Annotated in this window: 17 protein-coding genes; 3 read left to right on the top strand and 14 right to left on the bottom strand. The window is 57.4% G+C overall.

The features are described 5' to 3' along the window. Nucleotides 1-5: 5 nt before the first annotated feature. The 5 genes from ACE3SE_RS04595 to ACE3SE_RS04575 form a co-directional block, all read right to left on the bottom strand. Entirely contained in the window at nucleotides 6-1,799 is a 1,794-nt protein-coding gene (locus ACE3SE_RS04595; protein WP_131358549.1) for a GGDEF domain-containing protein, read from the bottom strand. 76 nt (nucleotides 1,800-1,875) lie between these two features. Further along, nucleotides 1,876-2,166 carry a cell division protein FtsB gene (gene ftsB, locus ACE3SE_RS04590; RefSeq protein ID WP_045847413.1) on the bottom strand — a complete coding sequence of 97 codons (291 nt, stop codon included), beginning with the start codon at nucleotides 2,164-2,166 and terminating at the stop codon, nucleotides 1,876-1,878. A gap of 8 nt (nucleotides 2,167-2,174) precedes the next feature. Further along, nucleotides 2,175-3,458, bottom strand: coding sequence for a phosphopyruvate hydratase (gene eno / locus ACE3SE_RS04585; RefSeq protein ID WP_045847412.1), 1,284 nt, complete (start codon nucleotides 3,456-3,458; stop codon nucleotides 2,175-2,177). Between the two features lie 105 nt (nucleotides 3,459-3,563). Beyond that, entirely contained in the window at nucleotides 3,564-4,415 is an 852-nt protein-coding gene (gene kdsA, locus ACE3SE_RS04580; protein ID WP_374554066.1) for a 3-deoxy-8-phosphooctulonate synthase, read from the bottom strand. 2 nt (nucleotides 4,416-4,417) lie between these two features. Beyond that, entirely contained in the window at nucleotides 4,418-6,058 is a 1,641-nt protein-coding gene (locus ACE3SE_RS04575; RefSeq protein ID WP_045847410.1) for a CTP synthase, read from the bottom strand. A gap of 268 nt (nucleotides 6,059-6,326) precedes the next feature. On the opposite strand from ACE3SE_RS04575, the gene rpmB reads away from it, so the two are divergent. The 3 genes from rpmB to ACE3SE_RS04560 are packed head-to-tail and all read left to right on the top strand — an operon-like array spanning nucleotide 6,327 to nucleotide 7,682. Then, nucleotides 6,327-6,560, top strand: a complete 234-nt coding sequence (gene rpmB, locus ACE3SE_RS04570; RefSeq protein ID WP_011137003.1) for a 50S ribosomal protein L28 — start codon at nucleotides 6,327-6,329, stop codon at nucleotides 6,558-6,560. A gap of 34 nt (nucleotides 6,561-6,594) precedes the next feature. Beyond that, nucleotides 6,595-6,750, top strand: coding sequence for a 50S ribosomal protein L33 (rpmG, locus tag ACE3SE_RS04565; protein WP_028453358.1), 156 nt, complete (start codon nucleotides 6,595-6,597; stop codon nucleotides 6,748-6,750). Nucleotides 6,751-6,752: 2 nt separating this feature from the next. Further along, on the top strand, nucleotides 6,753-7,682 hold the full coding sequence (locus ACE3SE_RS04560) for a type 1 glutamine amidotransferase (RefSeq protein ID WP_374554065.1): 930 nt from the start codon (nucleotides 6,753-6,755) through the stop codon (nucleotides 7,680-7,682). A gap of 21 nt (nucleotides 7,683-7,703) precedes the next feature. On the opposite strand, the gene ACE3SE_RS04555 is transcribed toward ACE3SE_RS04560, so the two are convergent. From ACE3SE_RS04555 to ACE3SE_RS04515, 9 genes are read right to left on the bottom strand one after another with little or no spacing between them, the layout of a single operon-like run. Further along, complete coding sequence (locus ACE3SE_RS04555) at nucleotides 7,704-8,552, bottom strand: uracil-DNA glycosylase (protein ID WP_374554064.1); 849 nt, start codon at nucleotides 8,550-8,552, stop codon at nucleotides 7,704-7,706. Beyond that, complete coding sequence (rimI, locus tag ACE3SE_RS04550; RefSeq protein WP_374554063.1) at nucleotides 8,549-8,986, bottom strand: ribosomal protein S18-alanine N-acetyltransferase; 438 nt, start codon at nucleotides 8,984-8,986, stop codon at nucleotides 8,549-8,551. Before rimI ends, ACE3SE_RS04555 begins: the two co-directional genes overlap by 4 nt. Then, complete coding sequence (gene tsaB, locus ACE3SE_RS04545) at nucleotides 8,983-9,651, bottom strand: tRNA (adenosine(37)-N6)-threonylcarbamoyltransferase complex dimerization subunit type 1 TsaB (protein WP_374554062.1); 669 nt, start codon at nucleotides 9,649-9,651, stop codon at nucleotides 8,983-8,985. Before tsaB ends, rimI begins: the two co-directional genes overlap by 4 nt. Nucleotides 9,652-9,683: 32 nt before the next feature. Next, nucleotides 9,684-10,907, bottom strand: coding sequence for an EAL and HDOD domain-containing protein (locus ACE3SE_RS04540; RefSeq protein WP_045847405.1), 1,224 nt, complete (start codon nucleotides 10,905-10,907; stop codon nucleotides 9,684-9,686). 24 nt (nucleotides 10,908-10,931) lie between these two features. Further along, the gene (locus ACE3SE_RS04535) at nucleotides 10,932-12,830 is read right to left on the bottom strand and encodes a chemotaxis protein CheA (RefSeq protein ID WP_374554061.1); all 1,899 of its coding nucleotides are present in this window, start codon (nucleotides 12,828-12,830) and stop codon (nucleotides 10,932-10,934) included. A gap of 43 nt (nucleotides 12,831-12,873) precedes the next feature. Beyond that, nucleotides 12,874-13,614 carry a protein phosphatase CheZ gene (gene cheZ / locus ACE3SE_RS04530; RefSeq protein ID WP_374554060.1) on the bottom strand — a complete coding sequence of 247 codons (741 nt, stop codon included), beginning with the start codon at nucleotides 13,612-13,614 and terminating at the stop codon, nucleotides 12,874-12,876. 54 nt (nucleotides 13,615-13,668) lie between these two features. Then, nucleotides 13,669-14,058 carry a chemotaxis response regulator CheY gene (cheY, locus tag ACE3SE_RS04525; protein ID WP_082696246.1) on the bottom strand — a complete coding sequence of 130 codons (390 nt, stop codon included), beginning with the start codon at nucleotides 14,056-14,058 and terminating at the stop codon, nucleotides 13,669-13,671. A gap of 51 nt (nucleotides 14,059-14,109) precedes the next feature. Further along, nucleotides 14,110-15,051 (bottom strand): chemotaxis protein, encoded by a 942-nt coding sequence (locus tag ACE3SE_RS04520; RefSeq protein WP_374554059.1) that lies wholly within the window; start codon nucleotides 15,049-15,051, stop codon nucleotides 14,110-14,112. 34 nt (nucleotides 15,052-15,085) lie between these two features. Beyond that, a complete protein-coding gene (locus ACE3SE_RS04515; RefSeq protein ID WP_374554058.1) occupies nucleotides 15,086-16,036 on the bottom strand; it encodes a chemotaxis protein in 951 nt (316 codons plus the stop codon). Between the last annotated feature and the right edge of the window lie 60 nt (nucleotides 16,037-16,096).

Below are 16,096 nucleotides of genomic sequence, written 5' to 3'. Positions count from 1 at the left end.
CTTGTTCAGATCATCCTGTCCGGTTCGGCGGAAATCACGCGGTTCTTGCCGCTGATCTTGGCTTGGTACATGGCCTGGTCGGCACGTTCGATGACTTCGATGTCCTGTTCACCCAGATGCCATTTGGCAATACCGGCACTGAAGGTGATGACCAGGCGGTCGTTATTGGCCATGAAGAAAGTGCGTGTCAGCTCGCGCTGCAGACGTTGTACCGTGTCGATGGCTTCATCCACCGGGGTGTCCGGCATCAGGACGACAAATTCTTCCCCGCCAAAACGTGCGACGATATCTGCAGGGCGCATATTGTGCTTCATCACGTCCACCAGGTATTTCAGCGCGTCGTCCCCGGTCAGGTGGCCGTAGCGGTCGTTCAGTTGCTTGAAGTTGTCGACGTCGATCAGCGCGACGCTCAGGTCGCTATTGGTGCGTTCGGCACGGCTGATTTCGCGCTGGAAATGTTCGGCCAGGCCGCGACGGTTGTAGGCGCCGGTCAGCTGGTCTTCCTTGACCTTGGCGCTGGCAGCTTCCAGCGCGCTTTCCAGTTCGGTGATGCGTTGTTCTGCAGCTTCAACCTGTTCGCGTGCCGCCAGCAGCTCGTCGCGGGAGCGGGTGAGATCCAGCTGCATCAGCGAGGTGTCTTCCATCAGCGCGGAGACTACTTTGCCGAGATCCTCGACATTGCTGGTATTTTTCAGCTTTTCGCTATGCTTGCTGATCTTGCTGTGGAAGTCGTCAGTCGAATCCGTCATTTGCGCCAGGCGCGAAATGAAACGGTCCAGCAAGGTGCGCAAGGAACTGGTGGCTTCATCCAGCGTGCTCTTCAACATGCCTTGCTTGCGGATGACTTCCTTCAGACTGGTTTCCAGCTGGTAAACCTGTTGCATGGACAGCGGCTGGTGCGACAGGACTTCCTGCAATGAATGCACTTGTCCAACCAGATAGTCATCCGAACGATTGATTTCAGCCACATTGTCCAGCAGCAGGCGCAGCAGATTGGTCAGCCCGGAAACCAGGCGGCCTTCTTGCTGGGTTTGCAGTTCCAGCTTCAGCATGAAGCTGCGCAGCTTGGGCATGTAGACATTCAGGCTGGCATCGTCGCTTACCTGATCGAGCTCGCGAATCAGGGCTTCCAGTGACTCACACATGTCCGGCATGCTGATCAGGCGCGGTTCCAGGCCGTGCTTGAGGGCAAACGCCAGGGTACGCTGCCAGAGCGGCCAGCTGCTGCTGTTGCTGGCTGGCTGGCTGGTGGATTCTGCCGGGGTATCTGTCAGTGCGCCACCTGCGTCCAGTACTTCAATGGGGTCGCGCTGACTGGCGGGCGCACTCCAGTTGCGTACCAGGGCGGATAGCTTGAGATTGAGTTCTTCCGGCTGGTTGCCGAAGTTGATCAGTACCCGTTCCAGTGCTGCTTGCTTGTGATGCTGGGGCAGGTCGGGCAGACGCAAGTCCCAGCTGCGGATCAGGTTCTGGATCAGGCTGCCCCAGGGCTGGGACAGGTTGGTCTGGCTTAGTGCCAGCTTGAGAAAATCGATGGCCAGCTGCGGCAACAGTTCCCAACGGGATTCGTCGGTGGCCTGTTTGATGCGCAGCAGCAGTGTCTTGGTTTGCGGTGATTCAGCCGGAATGGTTTCCAGAGCTCGCAATAGCTGGGTACCCAGCTTGTTGTCTCGCTCAATCGGAGTTTGCGTGAGCTCGTGATAGACGCGCTCGAAATTTTCCGGTGTTGGTAGCAGTTTGCGCAGACTCAGCTGTTTGAGCGTTTCCCGTGCAACCTCTATCGGATTTTGTGTTGTCATTGACCAAACCCTGGAAGTTTTGTAGCCAGCCATAGTTATTTTTAGTTCAGGAAGGTGACGGTTTGGACTGGCTTAGTCAATGTTTTGTCGCAGTCGCCGGATCCAGTAATTGGAAAAATACCTCACCATTACGAATCATACCAAGTTCGTTACGTGCTCTCTCTTCAATTGCATCGGTTCCTTGCTTCAGGTCACGAACTTCGGCATCCAGGGCTGCGTTACGGGCTATCAGCTTTTGGGTGACAGCCCGCTGTTCCTGCAGTTGCTTGTCCAGCTGCCAGACCCTGAGCCAGCTCCCCTTGCCAAACCACAAGGGCCATTGCAAGGCGATCAGCAGGGTTACCAGTGTCAGGGTCAGCCAGCGCATCTTCAAGCTTACTTCAGATGGTAGAAAGCAGCACGACCCGGGAACCAGGCAGCATCACCCAGTTCTTCTTCGATACGCAGCAGCTGGTTGTACTTGGCCATGCGGTCGGAGCGGGACAGGGAGCCGGTCTTGATCTGCATGCAGTTGGTGGCAACTGCCAGGTCGGCAATGGTGCTGTCTTCGGTTTCGCCGGAACGATGGCTCATGACGCTGGTATAGCTGGAGCGCTTGGCCAGGTCAACTGCTTTCAGGGTTTCGGACAGGGTGCCGATCTGGTTTACCTTCACCAGCAGCGAATTGCAGATGCCGGCTTCGATACCCTTGGCCAGGATCTTCGGGTTGGTGACGAATACATCGTCGCCCACCAGCTGGATACGCTTGCCCAGGCGGTCGGTCAGGATCTTCCAGCCTTCCCAGTCATGTTCGCTCATGCCATCTTCGATGGAGATGATCGGATAGTTGTTGACCAGGGTTTCCAGGTAGTCGGCAAACTGCTCGGAAGTCAGTTGCAGGCCTTCAGCGGTCAGATGGTACTTGCCGTCCTTGTAGAATTCGGAGGAGGCGCAGTCCAGAGCCAGCATCACGTCCTGGCCCGGTACGTAACCGGCGGCGTCAATGGCTTCCAGGATCAGCTTGATGGCATCTTCGTGGCTGGCCAGGTTCGGGGCAAAACCGCCTTCGTCACCCACGGTGGTGGCGTAACCCTTGGCATCACACAGTTTTTTCAGGTTGTGGAACACTTCGGCACCACAGCGCAGGGCTTCGCGGAAGGTTTGTGCACCAACCGGCATGATCATGAATTCCTGGATGTCCAGGGTGTTGTTGGCATGCGCACCACCGTTGATCACGTTCATCATCGGCAGCGGCAGGGCCATCGGGCCAGCACCACCCAGGTAGCGGTACAGCGGCAGGCCGGCATCTTCGGCAGCTGCGCGGGCAACGGCCATGGAAACGGCCAGCATGGCGTTGGCACCCAGGCGGGACTTGGTTTCGGTGCCGTCCAGTTCGATCAGGGTCTTGTCGATGAAGGCCTGGTCTGCAGCATCGAGGCCAATGATGGCTTCGCAGATTTCGGTATTGATGTTTTCAACAGCTTTCAGAACGCCCTTGCCCAGGTAGCGGCTCTTGTCGCCGTCACGCAGTTCCAGTGCTTCCTTCTCGCCGGTGGAGGCGCCGCTCGGTACGGCTGCGCGGCCCATTACGCCGGATTCCAGCAGTACATCGGCTTCAACAGTCGGATTACCACGGGAGTCGAGAATCTCGCGGGCTACTACGTCAATGATCGAACTCATACTTGTCCCCTTCAATTGCATTGCTTGGTTAACCGTATCACTGTCAGCCCGCCATGTTGGCGGGCTGAAGAATGCTTGCTACCACAACTCGGACTGCAACAAGACTCAGAGTGAATGCTCGGGCCAGCCGCCTTGCTTGACCAGACGGTCCAGCTGCTGCAGCGTGGCCAGCAGTTCTTTCATCCGCCCCAGCGGCCAGGCGTTCGGGCCATCGGACATGGCACATGCCGGGTTGGGGTGGGTTTCCATGAAAATGCCGGCAATGCCTGCAGCCACGGCAGCACGTGCCAGAACAGGCACGAATTCGCGCTGGCCACCGGAAGAGCTGCCCTGACCGCCAGGCAGCTGCACCGAGTGGGTGGCATCGTAGACTACCGGGCAGGCCGTATCACGCATGATCATCAGCGAACGCATGTCGGATACCAGATTGTTGTAGCCGAACGATACGCCACGCTCGCAGGCCATGAAACAGTCCTCTGGCAAACCGGCTTCCAGTGCGGCGGCGCGGGCCTTGTCGATGACATTTTTCATGTCGCCCGGGGCAAGAAACTGCCCCTTCTTGATGTTGACCGGCTTGCCGCACTGGGCAACGGCGCGGATGAAGTCAGTCTGGCGGCACAGGAAGGCCGGGGTCTGCAGCACATCCACCACGCTGGCAACCTGGGCGATTTCACTCTCGGCATGCACATCGGTCAAGACCGGAACGCCGATCTGGCGCTTTACTTCGTCCAGAATGCGCAGGCCTTCATCGATGCCAAAGCCACGGAATGAGGTGCCGGAGGACCGGTTTGCCTTGTCGTAGCTCGACTTGTAGATGAAGTTGATGCCCAGTTCGCGGGTGATTTCTTTCAGCTGACCGGCGGTATCCAGTGCCATCTGTTCGCTTTCGATGACGCAGGGACCTGCAATCAGGAACAGGGGCTGGTTCAGGCCGACTTCGAATCCGCACAGTTTCATGCTTATTTCCCTTGCTTTTCAGCCTTGTAGTCGATGGCTGCCTGCACATAGGCCTTGAACAGCGGATGGCCATCGCGCGGGGTAGAGGTGAATTCCGGGTGGAACTGGCAGGCGAAGAACCAGCGATGGTCTTTCAGCTCGATGGTTTCCACCAGCTTTTCATGACCGGCGGAGCGGCCGGAAATGGTCAGGCCGGCTGCTTCCAGACGCTGTACGTAGTAGTTGTTCACTTCGTAGCGGTGGCGATGGCGCTCGACGATGTCGGTGGAGCCATAAACGCGTGCTGCCAGAGAGCCTTCTACCAGATCGCAGTGCTGGCCGCCCAGACGCATGGTGCCGCCCATATTGGAGTTTTCGTCACGCTTTTCGATCTTGCCATCGTGATTGACCCATTCGTCGATCAGCGCCACCACCGGGTAATCGGTATCCAGATCGAATTCGGTGGAGTTGGCACCGGCAAGTCCGGCCACATCACGTGCGTATTCGATCAGTGCAATCTGCATGCCCAGACAGATACCCATGTAAGGGATGTTGTTCTCGCGGGCAAACTTGACGGCCTTGATCTTGCCTTCCACGCCACGCTTGCCGAAGCCACCCGGTACCAGGATGGCATCCATGTCCTTCAGCGATTCGGCACCGTCACGCTCGATGTCTTCGGAGTCGACATAGATGATGTTGACGTCGGAACGGGTGTGGATGCCGGCGTGCTTCAGCGCTTCCGACAGCGACTTGTAGGATTCGGTCAGGTCAACATACTTGCCGACCATGGCGATGTTGACGGTTTGTTCCGGATGTTCGATGGCGTCGATGATGCCAGCCCATACCGACAGGTCAGCCGGCGGGATATCCAGCTGCATGTGTTCGGTAATGATGTCGTCGATGCCTTGTTCGTGCAGCATGGCCGGGACTTTGTAGATGGAGTCCGAGTCGTAGCAGCCGATGACGGCGTTTTCTTCGACATTACAGAACAGGGCGATCTTGCGCTTTTCGTCGGCAGGCAGCTCGCGGTCCATACGGCACAGCAGGATGTCCGGCTGAATGCCGATTTCACGCAGCTCTTTTACCGAGTGCTGGGTCGGCTTGGTCTTGATTTCACCTGCGGTGGCAATGAACGGCACGTACGACAGGTGCACGTACATGGTGTTCTTGCGGCCCAGGTTGGAGCGCATCTGGCGGATGGCTTCCAGGAAGGGCAGGGACTCGATATCACCCACGGTGCCGCCGATTTCGACGATGGCCACGTCGGCATCGCCCGCGCCTTCATGCACCTTGTGCTTGATTTCGTCGGTGATGTGCGGAATGACCTGCACGGTACCACCCAGGTAGTCGCCACGGCGCTCCTTGGTGATCACGGATTCGTAAACCTGACCAGTGGTGAAGTTGTTGCTCTTCTTCATCTTGGATTTGATGAAGCGCTCATAGTGGCCAAGGTCGAGGTCGGTTTCTGCGCCGTCTTCCGTCACGAATACTTCACCGTGCTGGAAGGGGCTCATGGTACCCGGGTCGACGTTGATGTACGGGTCGAGCTTCAGCATGGTGACTTTCAGCCCGCGCGACTCAAGAATGGCAGCAATGGACGCAGCGGCGATGCCCTTCCCCAGGGAAGACACCACACCGCCGGTTACGAAGATATACTTGGTCATGGAATTACGGCTCTATGGGAATCCGGGATTTTAACCTGAAATCGCTTGGATTTGAACCGCCACGGCACGCCTTGTTGCAACAATGAATGCAACACTTGTTCGGTCTGATTTCAGCTTGTGCTCGCCAGTTTGTGGTAATTCCGTTACAATGCGCCCCGACTGTTTCATATACGAGATCGTGCTTTCCACGGAAAGTGCGCATCATGCTTGAATCGCTGGCTTTTTTCATGGTATAAAGCCAGCTTTTACCGGTTTTGGGAGTGTTAACATGGCGCGTGTTTGCAAAGTCACCGGCAAACGTCCGATGACCGGGAACAATGTTTCCCACGCCAACAACAAGACGAAACGTCGTTTCCTGCCGAACTTGCAGTACCGCAAGTTCTGGGTAGAAAGCGAAAACCGCTGGGTGCGCCTGCGCGTATCCAACGCTGCACTGCGTACTATCGATAAAGTTGGTATCGATGTAGTGCTGGCAGATCTGCGCGCTCGTGGCGAGATCTAAGCGGTCCTCTAGATAGCGACAGATAGGTAATACAATGCGCGATAAAATCAAGCTTGAATCCACCGCCGGCACTGGCCACTTCTACACTACTACGAAGAACAAGCGCACGATGCCGGAAAAAATGGAGATCAAAAAATTTGATCCCGTTGCCCGTAAACACGTTATCTACAAGGAAACCAAGCTGAAGTAAGCTTGATTTTCAGTAACGTCGAAGAGCCCTTCTCTGGTGCACGGAGAAGGGTTTTTTATTGCCTGCCTTTTGTGCACTTCCTTCATTCTCTTCTTGCTGTTCTCTTTGTTTTTGATCAAATAAAATTCCATATATTGATATTTTTGGGATATATTTTCAGGTTATGTAATTTTGTGATCATTTTTCGGGTGCAAGCCGGATTGTGCAGAGGAATAGCCATGAAGCCCATTGCCATCATTCAGCATGTTGCGCTGGATGGTCCGGAGTATTTTCTTGATTACCTGAATCGTTCCGGAATTCCATCACGCATTTTCAGGGTCTATGCCGGGGATGCCTTGCCACCGGATGTCCGTGACTATGCCGGTGTGGCCAGTTTTGGTGGGCCGATGAGTGTGCATGATGTGGCAGAGCATTCGTGGATCTTGCCTGAGATTGAATTCTTGCATCGCGCCGTGGCGGCGGATGTGCCGGTGATTGGCCACTGTCTGGGCGGGCAGTTGTTGGCGTTGGCACTGGGTGCCGAAGTCAGCAAGGCGGAGATTCCCGAAATCGGCTGGATTGATTTGCAGCCTGCGGCTGCCGCAGTGACAGGCGAGTGGTTTGGAGACAGGCAGGCACTACGCGTGTTCCAGTGGCACAGCGATACCTTTGCCTTGCCTGCCGGTGCCCGCTTGCTGGCTAGCAGTGCTTTTTGCCGCAATCAGGCATTTTTGTACGGCGGCAAGCATCTGGGCATGCAGTTTCACTGTGAAGTGAAAGCCCCCATGATTCGCAAGTGGTTGCAGGTGGGCTATCAGGAAATTGACGGACATGATTTGCCCAGCGTGATGTCCGTCGATGAGATTGATGCTTCTCTGGACGCTGGCATGCCGCAAAGTCATGCCCAGGCGGATGCCATCTATCGCCGCTGGCTGCAGGGTGTGTATGGCTGAGTGCTGCGGTAACAGGCTGGATCAGCCAGCCTGCTGCACATAGGTTTTTTTGGCCAGCACCATGTCCTGCCATGCCTTGGCCTTGTCGGGCAGATTGCGTAGCAGGTACGCCGGGTGATAGGTGGCAATCAGCGGAATGCCTTGGTACTGGTGGACCTGGCCGCGCAGTTTGCCAATGGTTTGTTCGCTTTGCAGCAGGGTCTGCACGGCAAAGCGCCCCAGCGCCACAATCAGCACGGGCTGGACGTGCTGAATCTGTTGTTGCAGATAGCCCTGGCAGGCCAGGATTTCCTCTGGTGCCGGGTTGCGGTTGCCCGGCGGGCGGCATTTAAGGACGTTGGCAATGTAGACATCACGGTCGCGATCCAGACCAGCGGCGGCCAGCATATTGTCCAGCAGCTGCCCGGCCTTGCCGACAAAGGGCTCGCCTTGTCTGTCCTCGTGCTCTCCGGGAGCTTCGCCAATCAGCATCCAGCGCGCCTGAGGATTGCCACGACCAAATACGGTCTGGGTGCGCGTGCGGCACAGGGTGCAGCGTTCGCAATTGGCAACGTTCTGTTCCAGTTGCTCCCAGTCGGGAAGGTGGTCGACTGCATCGACTTCGGCTGCGGGCAATGCAGTGGCTGGCAATACTGGCAGCTGGCTGTCCTGCTGCGGCGGTAAGCTGGCTGCTGCCGCCTGCGCTGCTGGTTCGGGTGTGGCTGGTGCTGCCGTTTCCATGTGATGCAGCTCGGCCATGGCTGTGTCGTGGCTGGCTTGTATCAGTGCATGCCTGGCAATTTCTGCCGGATGATCGGTGAACCAGCCCTCGCGGGATTCCCAGGTGGGGCCCAGGCCCATGGCTTGCTGGATGAAACGGCTGCGATTCATAGCACGGCCTCCATCAGGATGGCGTGTTCGCGTTCGCCATTGGCGCTCGGGTAGTAGTTTTTGCGCATGCCGGTTTCCTGAAAGCCGCAACGGTTGTAAAGCTTGCGGGCCGGCAGGTTGCTGGCACGAACTTCCAGAAACAATTTGGTGCAGCCGTGTCGCTTCAGGTCTTGCATCAGCCCGGTCAGCAGGGCAAGGCCCAGTCCGCGGCCTTGCTGATCGGCGGCAATGAAAATATTGAGCAGTTCGGCTTCGTCCAGCAGCGGCATGACGACGGCGCAGCCAAGAGCCTGCTGGTCCAGGCCATAAAATACATGTCCTGCCTGGATGGAGTCCTGGTAATTGCGTGCGCTCCAGCCATGTGCAGTGGCTGCAGCTTCCAGTTGTGCCAGTTGTTCGGCATTAACAGCTTGCTGGCGCAAAACCTGGCTCATCCCTTCAAAGCCTGTTGTTCGATGGATGTGAGAGCCACCTTGTTGCGTACATACAGCAACTCGGCTTCTCTGGGGTGCTGCTGTGGGTAGCGACCGCTAAGGGCCAGCGCAATATGAGAGCGGGCATCGGCGCGGAGGATGCCGGAGTGCCGTGTGCTGTCGCGCTGGGCAGCCAGCAGTGCCGGATAATTGGTAAAGCCATCTCCTGCCAGCATGGTGATGCCATCCGGCAAGGCGACGTCTTGCGGGTCTTGCAGGGTAATGGGGGTCAGCCGCTGCCATGTCGGCCCGGTCTGGTAGCTGGCACAGTAAACCTGCTGCATGCGGGCATCCAGGCAGACCAGTACCCGCTCGGCAGCACTTTGCTGGGCAACGGCATCCAGCGTGGGGATGCCGATGACCGGCAGTCCGGCGGAAAATGCCAGTCCTTGAGCCAGCCCGCAGGCAATGCGCAGCCCGGTGAACGAACCCGGCCCCTGGCCATAGACGATGGCATCCAGATCGCTCAAGCCGATGTCAGCCTGTTGCAGCAGTCGCTCGATTTCCGGCAGCGTGCGCTCGGCGTGCTTTTGTCCCATTTCCTCATGGAAATTCAGTAACTGATTATCCAGGCTGAGGGCAAGAGACAAATAACTGCTGGAGGTGTCTATGGCTAACAGTTTCATCGAGATGTGCTGACCGGCTGAAGGGCTGGCAATTATAAGCCCAGATCCTCCACCCAAGCGAGTGCGGCAACGTGGGACTGGTTGAGTTGTTCCGGAGTCAGGCCCAATTGCTGACACAGCGCATCCACACCGTTGAGCTGGCCATCTTCGCAAGACTGGGTCAGTTGCAGCAGCATGCCCATCCGGCCCTTGCGGGCGGCCAGGGCTTCGATGATGCAAACCGGCAATTGCAGATGTTCCAGAATGGCGTTCATCGGCATGTCAAACAATACGTCCAGCAGGCTGAACATGCCGACAATGAACAGGTTGTCGCAGTCATCCGGACTCATACCCAACTCCGCGCCAAGAAGCTCCATCAGGCGGCCGCGTGTGACGGCCGTTTTTTGAAGTGCCGGTGGTGCGCGTCCGTCGTCGGATGCGGTAACCAGCAGCAGGGTGAGCCAGCGGTACAGCTTTTTGTAGCCCAGTACCGTGACTGCGTGCGAGAAGGAGCTGATGGTTGTGTTCAGGCCGGCAGCCGCCGAGTTGACATAGCGCAGCAGCTTGTAGGACAGGGCGACATCGCGCTTGAGAATCTGCTCCACCTTGCGCAGGTCGGCATCCATCCGCAGCAGGTTAAGCAGCTCCAGCGCGTTGCTGAAGGTCGGGTGAATTACCTTGGCCGACAGGGTTTCCGGTTTGGCAAAGTAATAACCCTGGAAGCCATCCATGCCCAGTTCCTTGCACAGATGGTATTGCTCGTGGGTTTCCACGCGCTCGGCAATGCGGATGACCGGGTAACTGCGCAAGCGGGCCGCCAGTACCTGGAAGTGATTGGGGTCGCGATTCTGGATGTCCAGCTTTACGTAATTGGCAAATTCCAGAAATGCAGCGGACTGTGCTTCAAAACTGAAATCATCCAGTGCAATGCCAAAACCCAGCGAACGCAGGTGGCGGGCGCGCGACAGCAGCTCACTGGAGGGCGAAATATCCGGTGCGATGTCCAGGATGACGCGCCGTGGTGGCAGCAGTTCCAGAAAGTCGCTGGTCAGCATGGCTTCGCCGACATTGATGAAAGCCAGCTTGTTGCCGATCAGCCAGCTGGTACCCATATTGTTCAGGGTATTGACCAGCACGTCGGTGTCAGCTTGCAGATCGCTGTGTGGGCCAACGGAACTGGCTTCCTTGCTTGCACGAAAAAGCAGCTCATACCCGATGAGCTGCTGGTTGCGGTTGAGAACCGTTTGCCTTCCGATGAAGGCGCATTGAGTGGTCATTAAAGCTTGCCAGTCTTGGTTTTTTTATACGGAAATCAGCTCCGAAGTCCTGACTTGGCCATTGGTGCCGTCGCTGGAGCTGAGCAGGTCTTCCATGTCCAGTACCAGAACCACCGAACCATCGCCAGACAGGGTGGCACCGGCCACACCCTTCGGACGAATGTTCTGCAGCGGCTTGATGACCACATCGTCGCGACCGACAAAGGAGTCGATGGCCAGGATGAAGGACTTCTCAGCCGATTGCATCAGCACGCCAAAGTAGGGCTTCTGGGTGGGTTCCCAGCCCAGCAGACCAGCCAGGGTACGCAGCGGCAGGATTTCATCACGCACCACGATGGTGGGTTTGCCCGAAACTTCCTGGATGGCATTCGGGTCGATGGTGATGATTTCGCGCACCATGGCCAGTGGTACGGCAAACGGCTGGTTGCAGGCACGCACCACCAGCACCGGCAGAATGGCCAGCGTCAGCGGCAGCGAAATGCTGATGCGGGTGCCTTCGCCCGGTAGCGAGTTGATGTCGATGCGGCCATTGAGCTTCTGGATGTTGGTACGCACCACGTCCATGCCTACGCCGCGGCCGGAAACGCTGGAGATCTGGTCCTTGGTGGAGAAGCCCGGCATGAAGATGAGCTGCAGGCATTGCTTCTCGTCCAGACCGTTGGCCGTTTCCTGATCGATCAGGCCTTTTTCGATGGCCTTGCGACGCAGGGCGTCCGGGTTCATGCCCTTGCCGTCGTCGGTGATTTCGATCTGGATGTGATCGCCCACCTGTTCGGCAGTCAGCTGGATCAGCGATTGCGGCTTCTTGCCGGCAGCAATACGTTCTTCCGGCGATTCGACACCATGGTCAACCGCATTGCGCACCAGGTGAACCAGCGGATCGTTGAGGTCTTCGATCATGGTCTTGTCCAGCTCGGTTTCTTCACCGGACAGCACCAGTTCGACTTCCTTGCCCAGTTGACGGGCCAGGTCACGTGCCAAACGCGGGTATTTCTGGAACAGGCGGCCAATCGGCTGCATGCGGGTTTTCATCACCGCGTTCTGCAGGTCGCCCACCAGCAGGTCCAGCTGGCTGATGGCTTCATCCAGCGAACGCAGGGTATTGCCGTCGCGATTGCCCTGCAGGATTTCCGTGCGCAGGGTAGTCAGGCGGTTCTTGGTCAGGCCGATTTCGCCGGACAGGTTCAGCACCATGTCCAGACGAACCGTGTCGATACGGATGGTATTTTCCTGCGGGCCGCTGCTGTTGCCTGCGCTGCTGGGCTGCTTGTTGGCAACCGGCTTGGGAGGCTGCTTGACGGCCGGCAGGTGCTCGGCGGCGGTGATCAGTTCGTGGGCCGGGGCGGCTGCAGGCGCTGCCGCAGCCGCAGGGGCGGCAGCTGGGGCCGGGCTTGCACTGGCCGGGGCAGCTTGCGGCACGATGGCCTGGTGCAGTGCATTCCAGTCCGGACCATCTGCAGCAGCCGGTGCAGCCGCCGGACTGCTGACAGCTGCGGGGACAGGCTCTTCTGCACCTGCTTTGGTCGGAGTCTGACCTGCCAGTACGGCATCCAGGGCATTCAGTACGTCGGCATCAGCCTCGGCCACCATCAACCCCTGACCGAGCGTGCCAAACATGTCGCGCACGATACCGGTAGCGTCCAGAATGACGTCCATCACTTCCGGTGTGATGTGCAGCTCGCCGTTACGCAGCTTGTCGAACAGGTTTTCCGTGCGATGGCACAGGTTGACCATCGGGCCGACGTTCAGAAAGCCGGCACCACCCTTGATGGTATGAAACCCCCGGAAAATGTCGTTGAGCAACGCCTTGTCTTCAGGACGCTTTTCCAGTTCCACCAGCTTGTTGTCCACGTCGGACAAGAGGTCGGTGGATTCCATCAGGAAGTCTTGTAGCAGTTCTTCCATGCCGCCAAAATCGCTCATATTCTCACCCCGCTTATGCCGCTAACACGTTCACCGCTATTGTTCAGAAGCCCAGGCTTTCCAGCAGGTCATCAACCTGCTGTTGGCTGGAAACCACGTCTGTCCTGCCTTCCGGATTAATCACCGGACCATTGAGCAGGTTATTGTCCAGGCCTGCCTTTTTCGAGTCCGGCGAGAACTCGATCAGGAAGGTCACCAGTTCCTTCTCCAGTATATGCACCATGTCCATCATTTTCTTGATGACTTGGCCGGTTAAATCCTGAAAGTCTTGCGCCATCACAATTTCCAGCAACTGGGCATTGGTGGCTTGCGTCTGTTTGGGCACCTGTCCCAGGTACTGACGCGTGTCTTCGGCAAGATTCTTGAATTCGGCAATGGACAGCTGATTGGCATACAGCTGTTCCCAGCGGGCCGTCAAGGCGCGGGCCCGGCTTTCGATTTCGTCCTGATAAGGCTTGGCCAGATCGGTGGCATTGAGCACACGCTCTGCAGCGCTCTCGGTCAAGGATGCGATATAACCCAAGCGGTCCTTGGCATCGGGAAGTGCATCCGCCACCTTTTCCAGCGACTTGTCATAGCCCAGATCACGCAAGGCATCGTGCATCTTGCGGGTCAGCTGGCCGATCTGCTCGTACATCACGGCAGGGTTCTGTTCCGCCGTATTTGCCACCGTGCCGACAGGGTCGCTGGCGGTGTCAGCATCTTTTGGCTGACTGGCGGCAATGCTGTCGAACAGTGCTTCCAGATCCGGGGAATCTCCACTTTCCAGAATGTGATCCGGCACGATAGCCTCTCCTCAGGACTGACCAGGCAAGTGTGTTTGCTCTGTTTGTTGGTTTTACTTGTTCATGTTCTGGAAGATCTTGTTCATCTTTTCTTCCAGCGTGGCCGCGGTAAACGGCTTCACGATATAGCCGCTGGCACCGGCCATGGCTGCCTCGATGATGTTTTCCCGCTTGGCTTCGGCGGTGATCATCATGAAGGGAAGATGCTTGATCTGCTGGTCGGCACGGACCGCCTTGAGCAGCTCGATGCCCGTCATGTTGGGCATGTTCCAGTCTGAAACTATAAAGTCGAAATGTTGCGTTTTCAGCTTGTGCAAGGCGACCTGGCCGTCTTCGGCCTCGTCGACATTGGTAAAGCCCAGCTCTTTCAACAGGTTGCGTACGATGCGTCTCATGGTAGAGAAATCGTCCACAACGAGGAAGCGCATGTTTTTATCTGGCATCTGGGTAGGTCCTGAAATGTCGGTATTCCATTGAGCCGTTGATTTTAACGGTTACCTCTGCAGAAATGGAATCAAAGTTTCAGCCAGGATTGCCGGGTCGAATTTGGCAACATAGGCATCCACCCCCACGCTGGAACCCATGGCCTTGTTGGCATTGGACGACAGCGAGGAGTGCATGATAACCGGGATGCCTTTGAAGCGGACATCGGATTTGATCAGCTTGGTCAGCACATAGCCGTCCATCTCCGGCATTTCCGCATCCACCAGAATGATCTTCAGGTAATCGTGCAGGCACTCGTCCTCACCCCAGGTGCGGCTGGCCAGCACCTGCAGGCGCTCCCAGGCTTCGCGGCCATTGGTGGCCTGCTGGAACTTGATGCCCATCTTCTCCAGTACGCTGGTGATTTCCTTGCGGGCCACCACCGAATCATCCACGAAGAACAGGTACTGGTCGCTCTCCAGCTGGGCTTGCGGAATTTCCGGCAGACGCGGTTCGCCCACCACCGTGGCCAGGATCTGCTCCACGTCCAGGATGGAAACCAGCTTGCCGTCTTCCAGCTCGGTGATGGCGGTGATCAGGTTGGAGTTGGTGGCGCTGCTGTTCATCATGTTTTCCGGGGCGCGCACGCGGTCCCAGTCCACCCGGATGATGCGGTCTACCGAATCCACCAGGAAAGCCTGGGTACTCTTGTTGAATTCGGTGACGATCATGGTGTCGAACTTGCGGCCGCTTTGCTCGGAACCGACAAAACGGGCCAGCGAAATCACCGGAATGATATTGCCGCGCAGCGACAGCACGCCCTGCACGCCAAAGGGCATGTTGGGGGTTTTGGTGATGGCGGGGGTCTGCGACACCTCGCGCACCTTGAATACATTGATGCCGAAGGTTTCGCGGGTACCCAGCGAAAACAGCAGGATTTCCATCTTGTTGGAGCCGGCAAGCTTGGTGCGGGCGTCCACGCTGGCAAGCAGGGATGCGTCAGTGGCTGACATATGAATACCTCTCCCGGATGAAGTCTGTTCTGGTTTAGTTGTTGGTCAGCTTGAGCATTTCGCGCAACTTCATCGACAGCTTCTGGGCTTCGAACTTGGACACATACTCATCCACGCCCACCGACTGGCCGAGCTTCTGGTTGGAGCTGCCGGACAGCGAGGAGTGCATCAGCACCGGAATGCCGGCAAAACGCGGGTCGCTCTTGATCAGCTTGGTCAGCATGTAGCCATCCATTTCCGGCATTTCCACATCGGTCAGCACCAGATGCAGGGTTTCGTTCAGGCGCTTGCCGGAGAGTTCGGCCTGCATGGCCATTTTTTGCAGCTCTTCCCAGGCACGCATGCCGTTGATGGCGTAAGCGTATTTCACCTGCATGGCGTCCAGCGTACGCTCGATCTGCTTGCGGGCGACGGCGGAATCGTCGGTGAAGAAGATCATGCGTTCTTCTTTCACCGGCTCGATATTGATGAAGTGATGGGAGTCGTCCACCAGCGAGGTTTCCGCCAGCACTTTTTCCACGTCCATCATCATCACCAGCGTGCCGTGATCCAGCTCGGTGACAGCGGTGACCAGGCCGGCCATGCGGTTGGTGATCATGTCCGGCGGCACGCGCATGGCAGACCAGTCCAGACGCAGGATGGTATCAACCGCCTCGACCAGGAAGCCCTGGGTGTGGCCGTTGTACTCGGTGACGATCATGATTTCGGGCTTGTTGCTGGTGACGATGCCGGCGTACTTGGCCAGGTCGATGACCGGGACCAGCGAGCCACGCAGGCTGACCATGCCTTCAACCGAGGAGGGCATTTCGGGTGCGGAAGTGATTTCGGGCGTCCGCATGACTTCGCGGACCTTGAAGACGTTGATGCCGAAGACTTCCTTCCTCCCGGTACGCTGGTCGTGACCCAGGGAGAACAGCAGGATTTCCAGCTTGTTGGTCCCTGCCAGTTTTGTTCTGGCATCGATTTTTTTAAGAAGCTCTGACACAGAAACCTCCGCAGCCTCGGTTCGTTGTTATGGCGTATTACTCCCGTTGTATACGCCAGT

The organism is Aquitalea pelogenes (assembly GCF_041914625.1).
GTDB classification, from domain to species: Bacteria; Pseudomonadota; Gammaproteobacteria; order Burkholderiales; family Chromobacteriaceae; genus Aquitalea; species Aquitalea pelogenes.
This window is presented reverse-complemented; position numbering and strand designations above follow the sequence as displayed.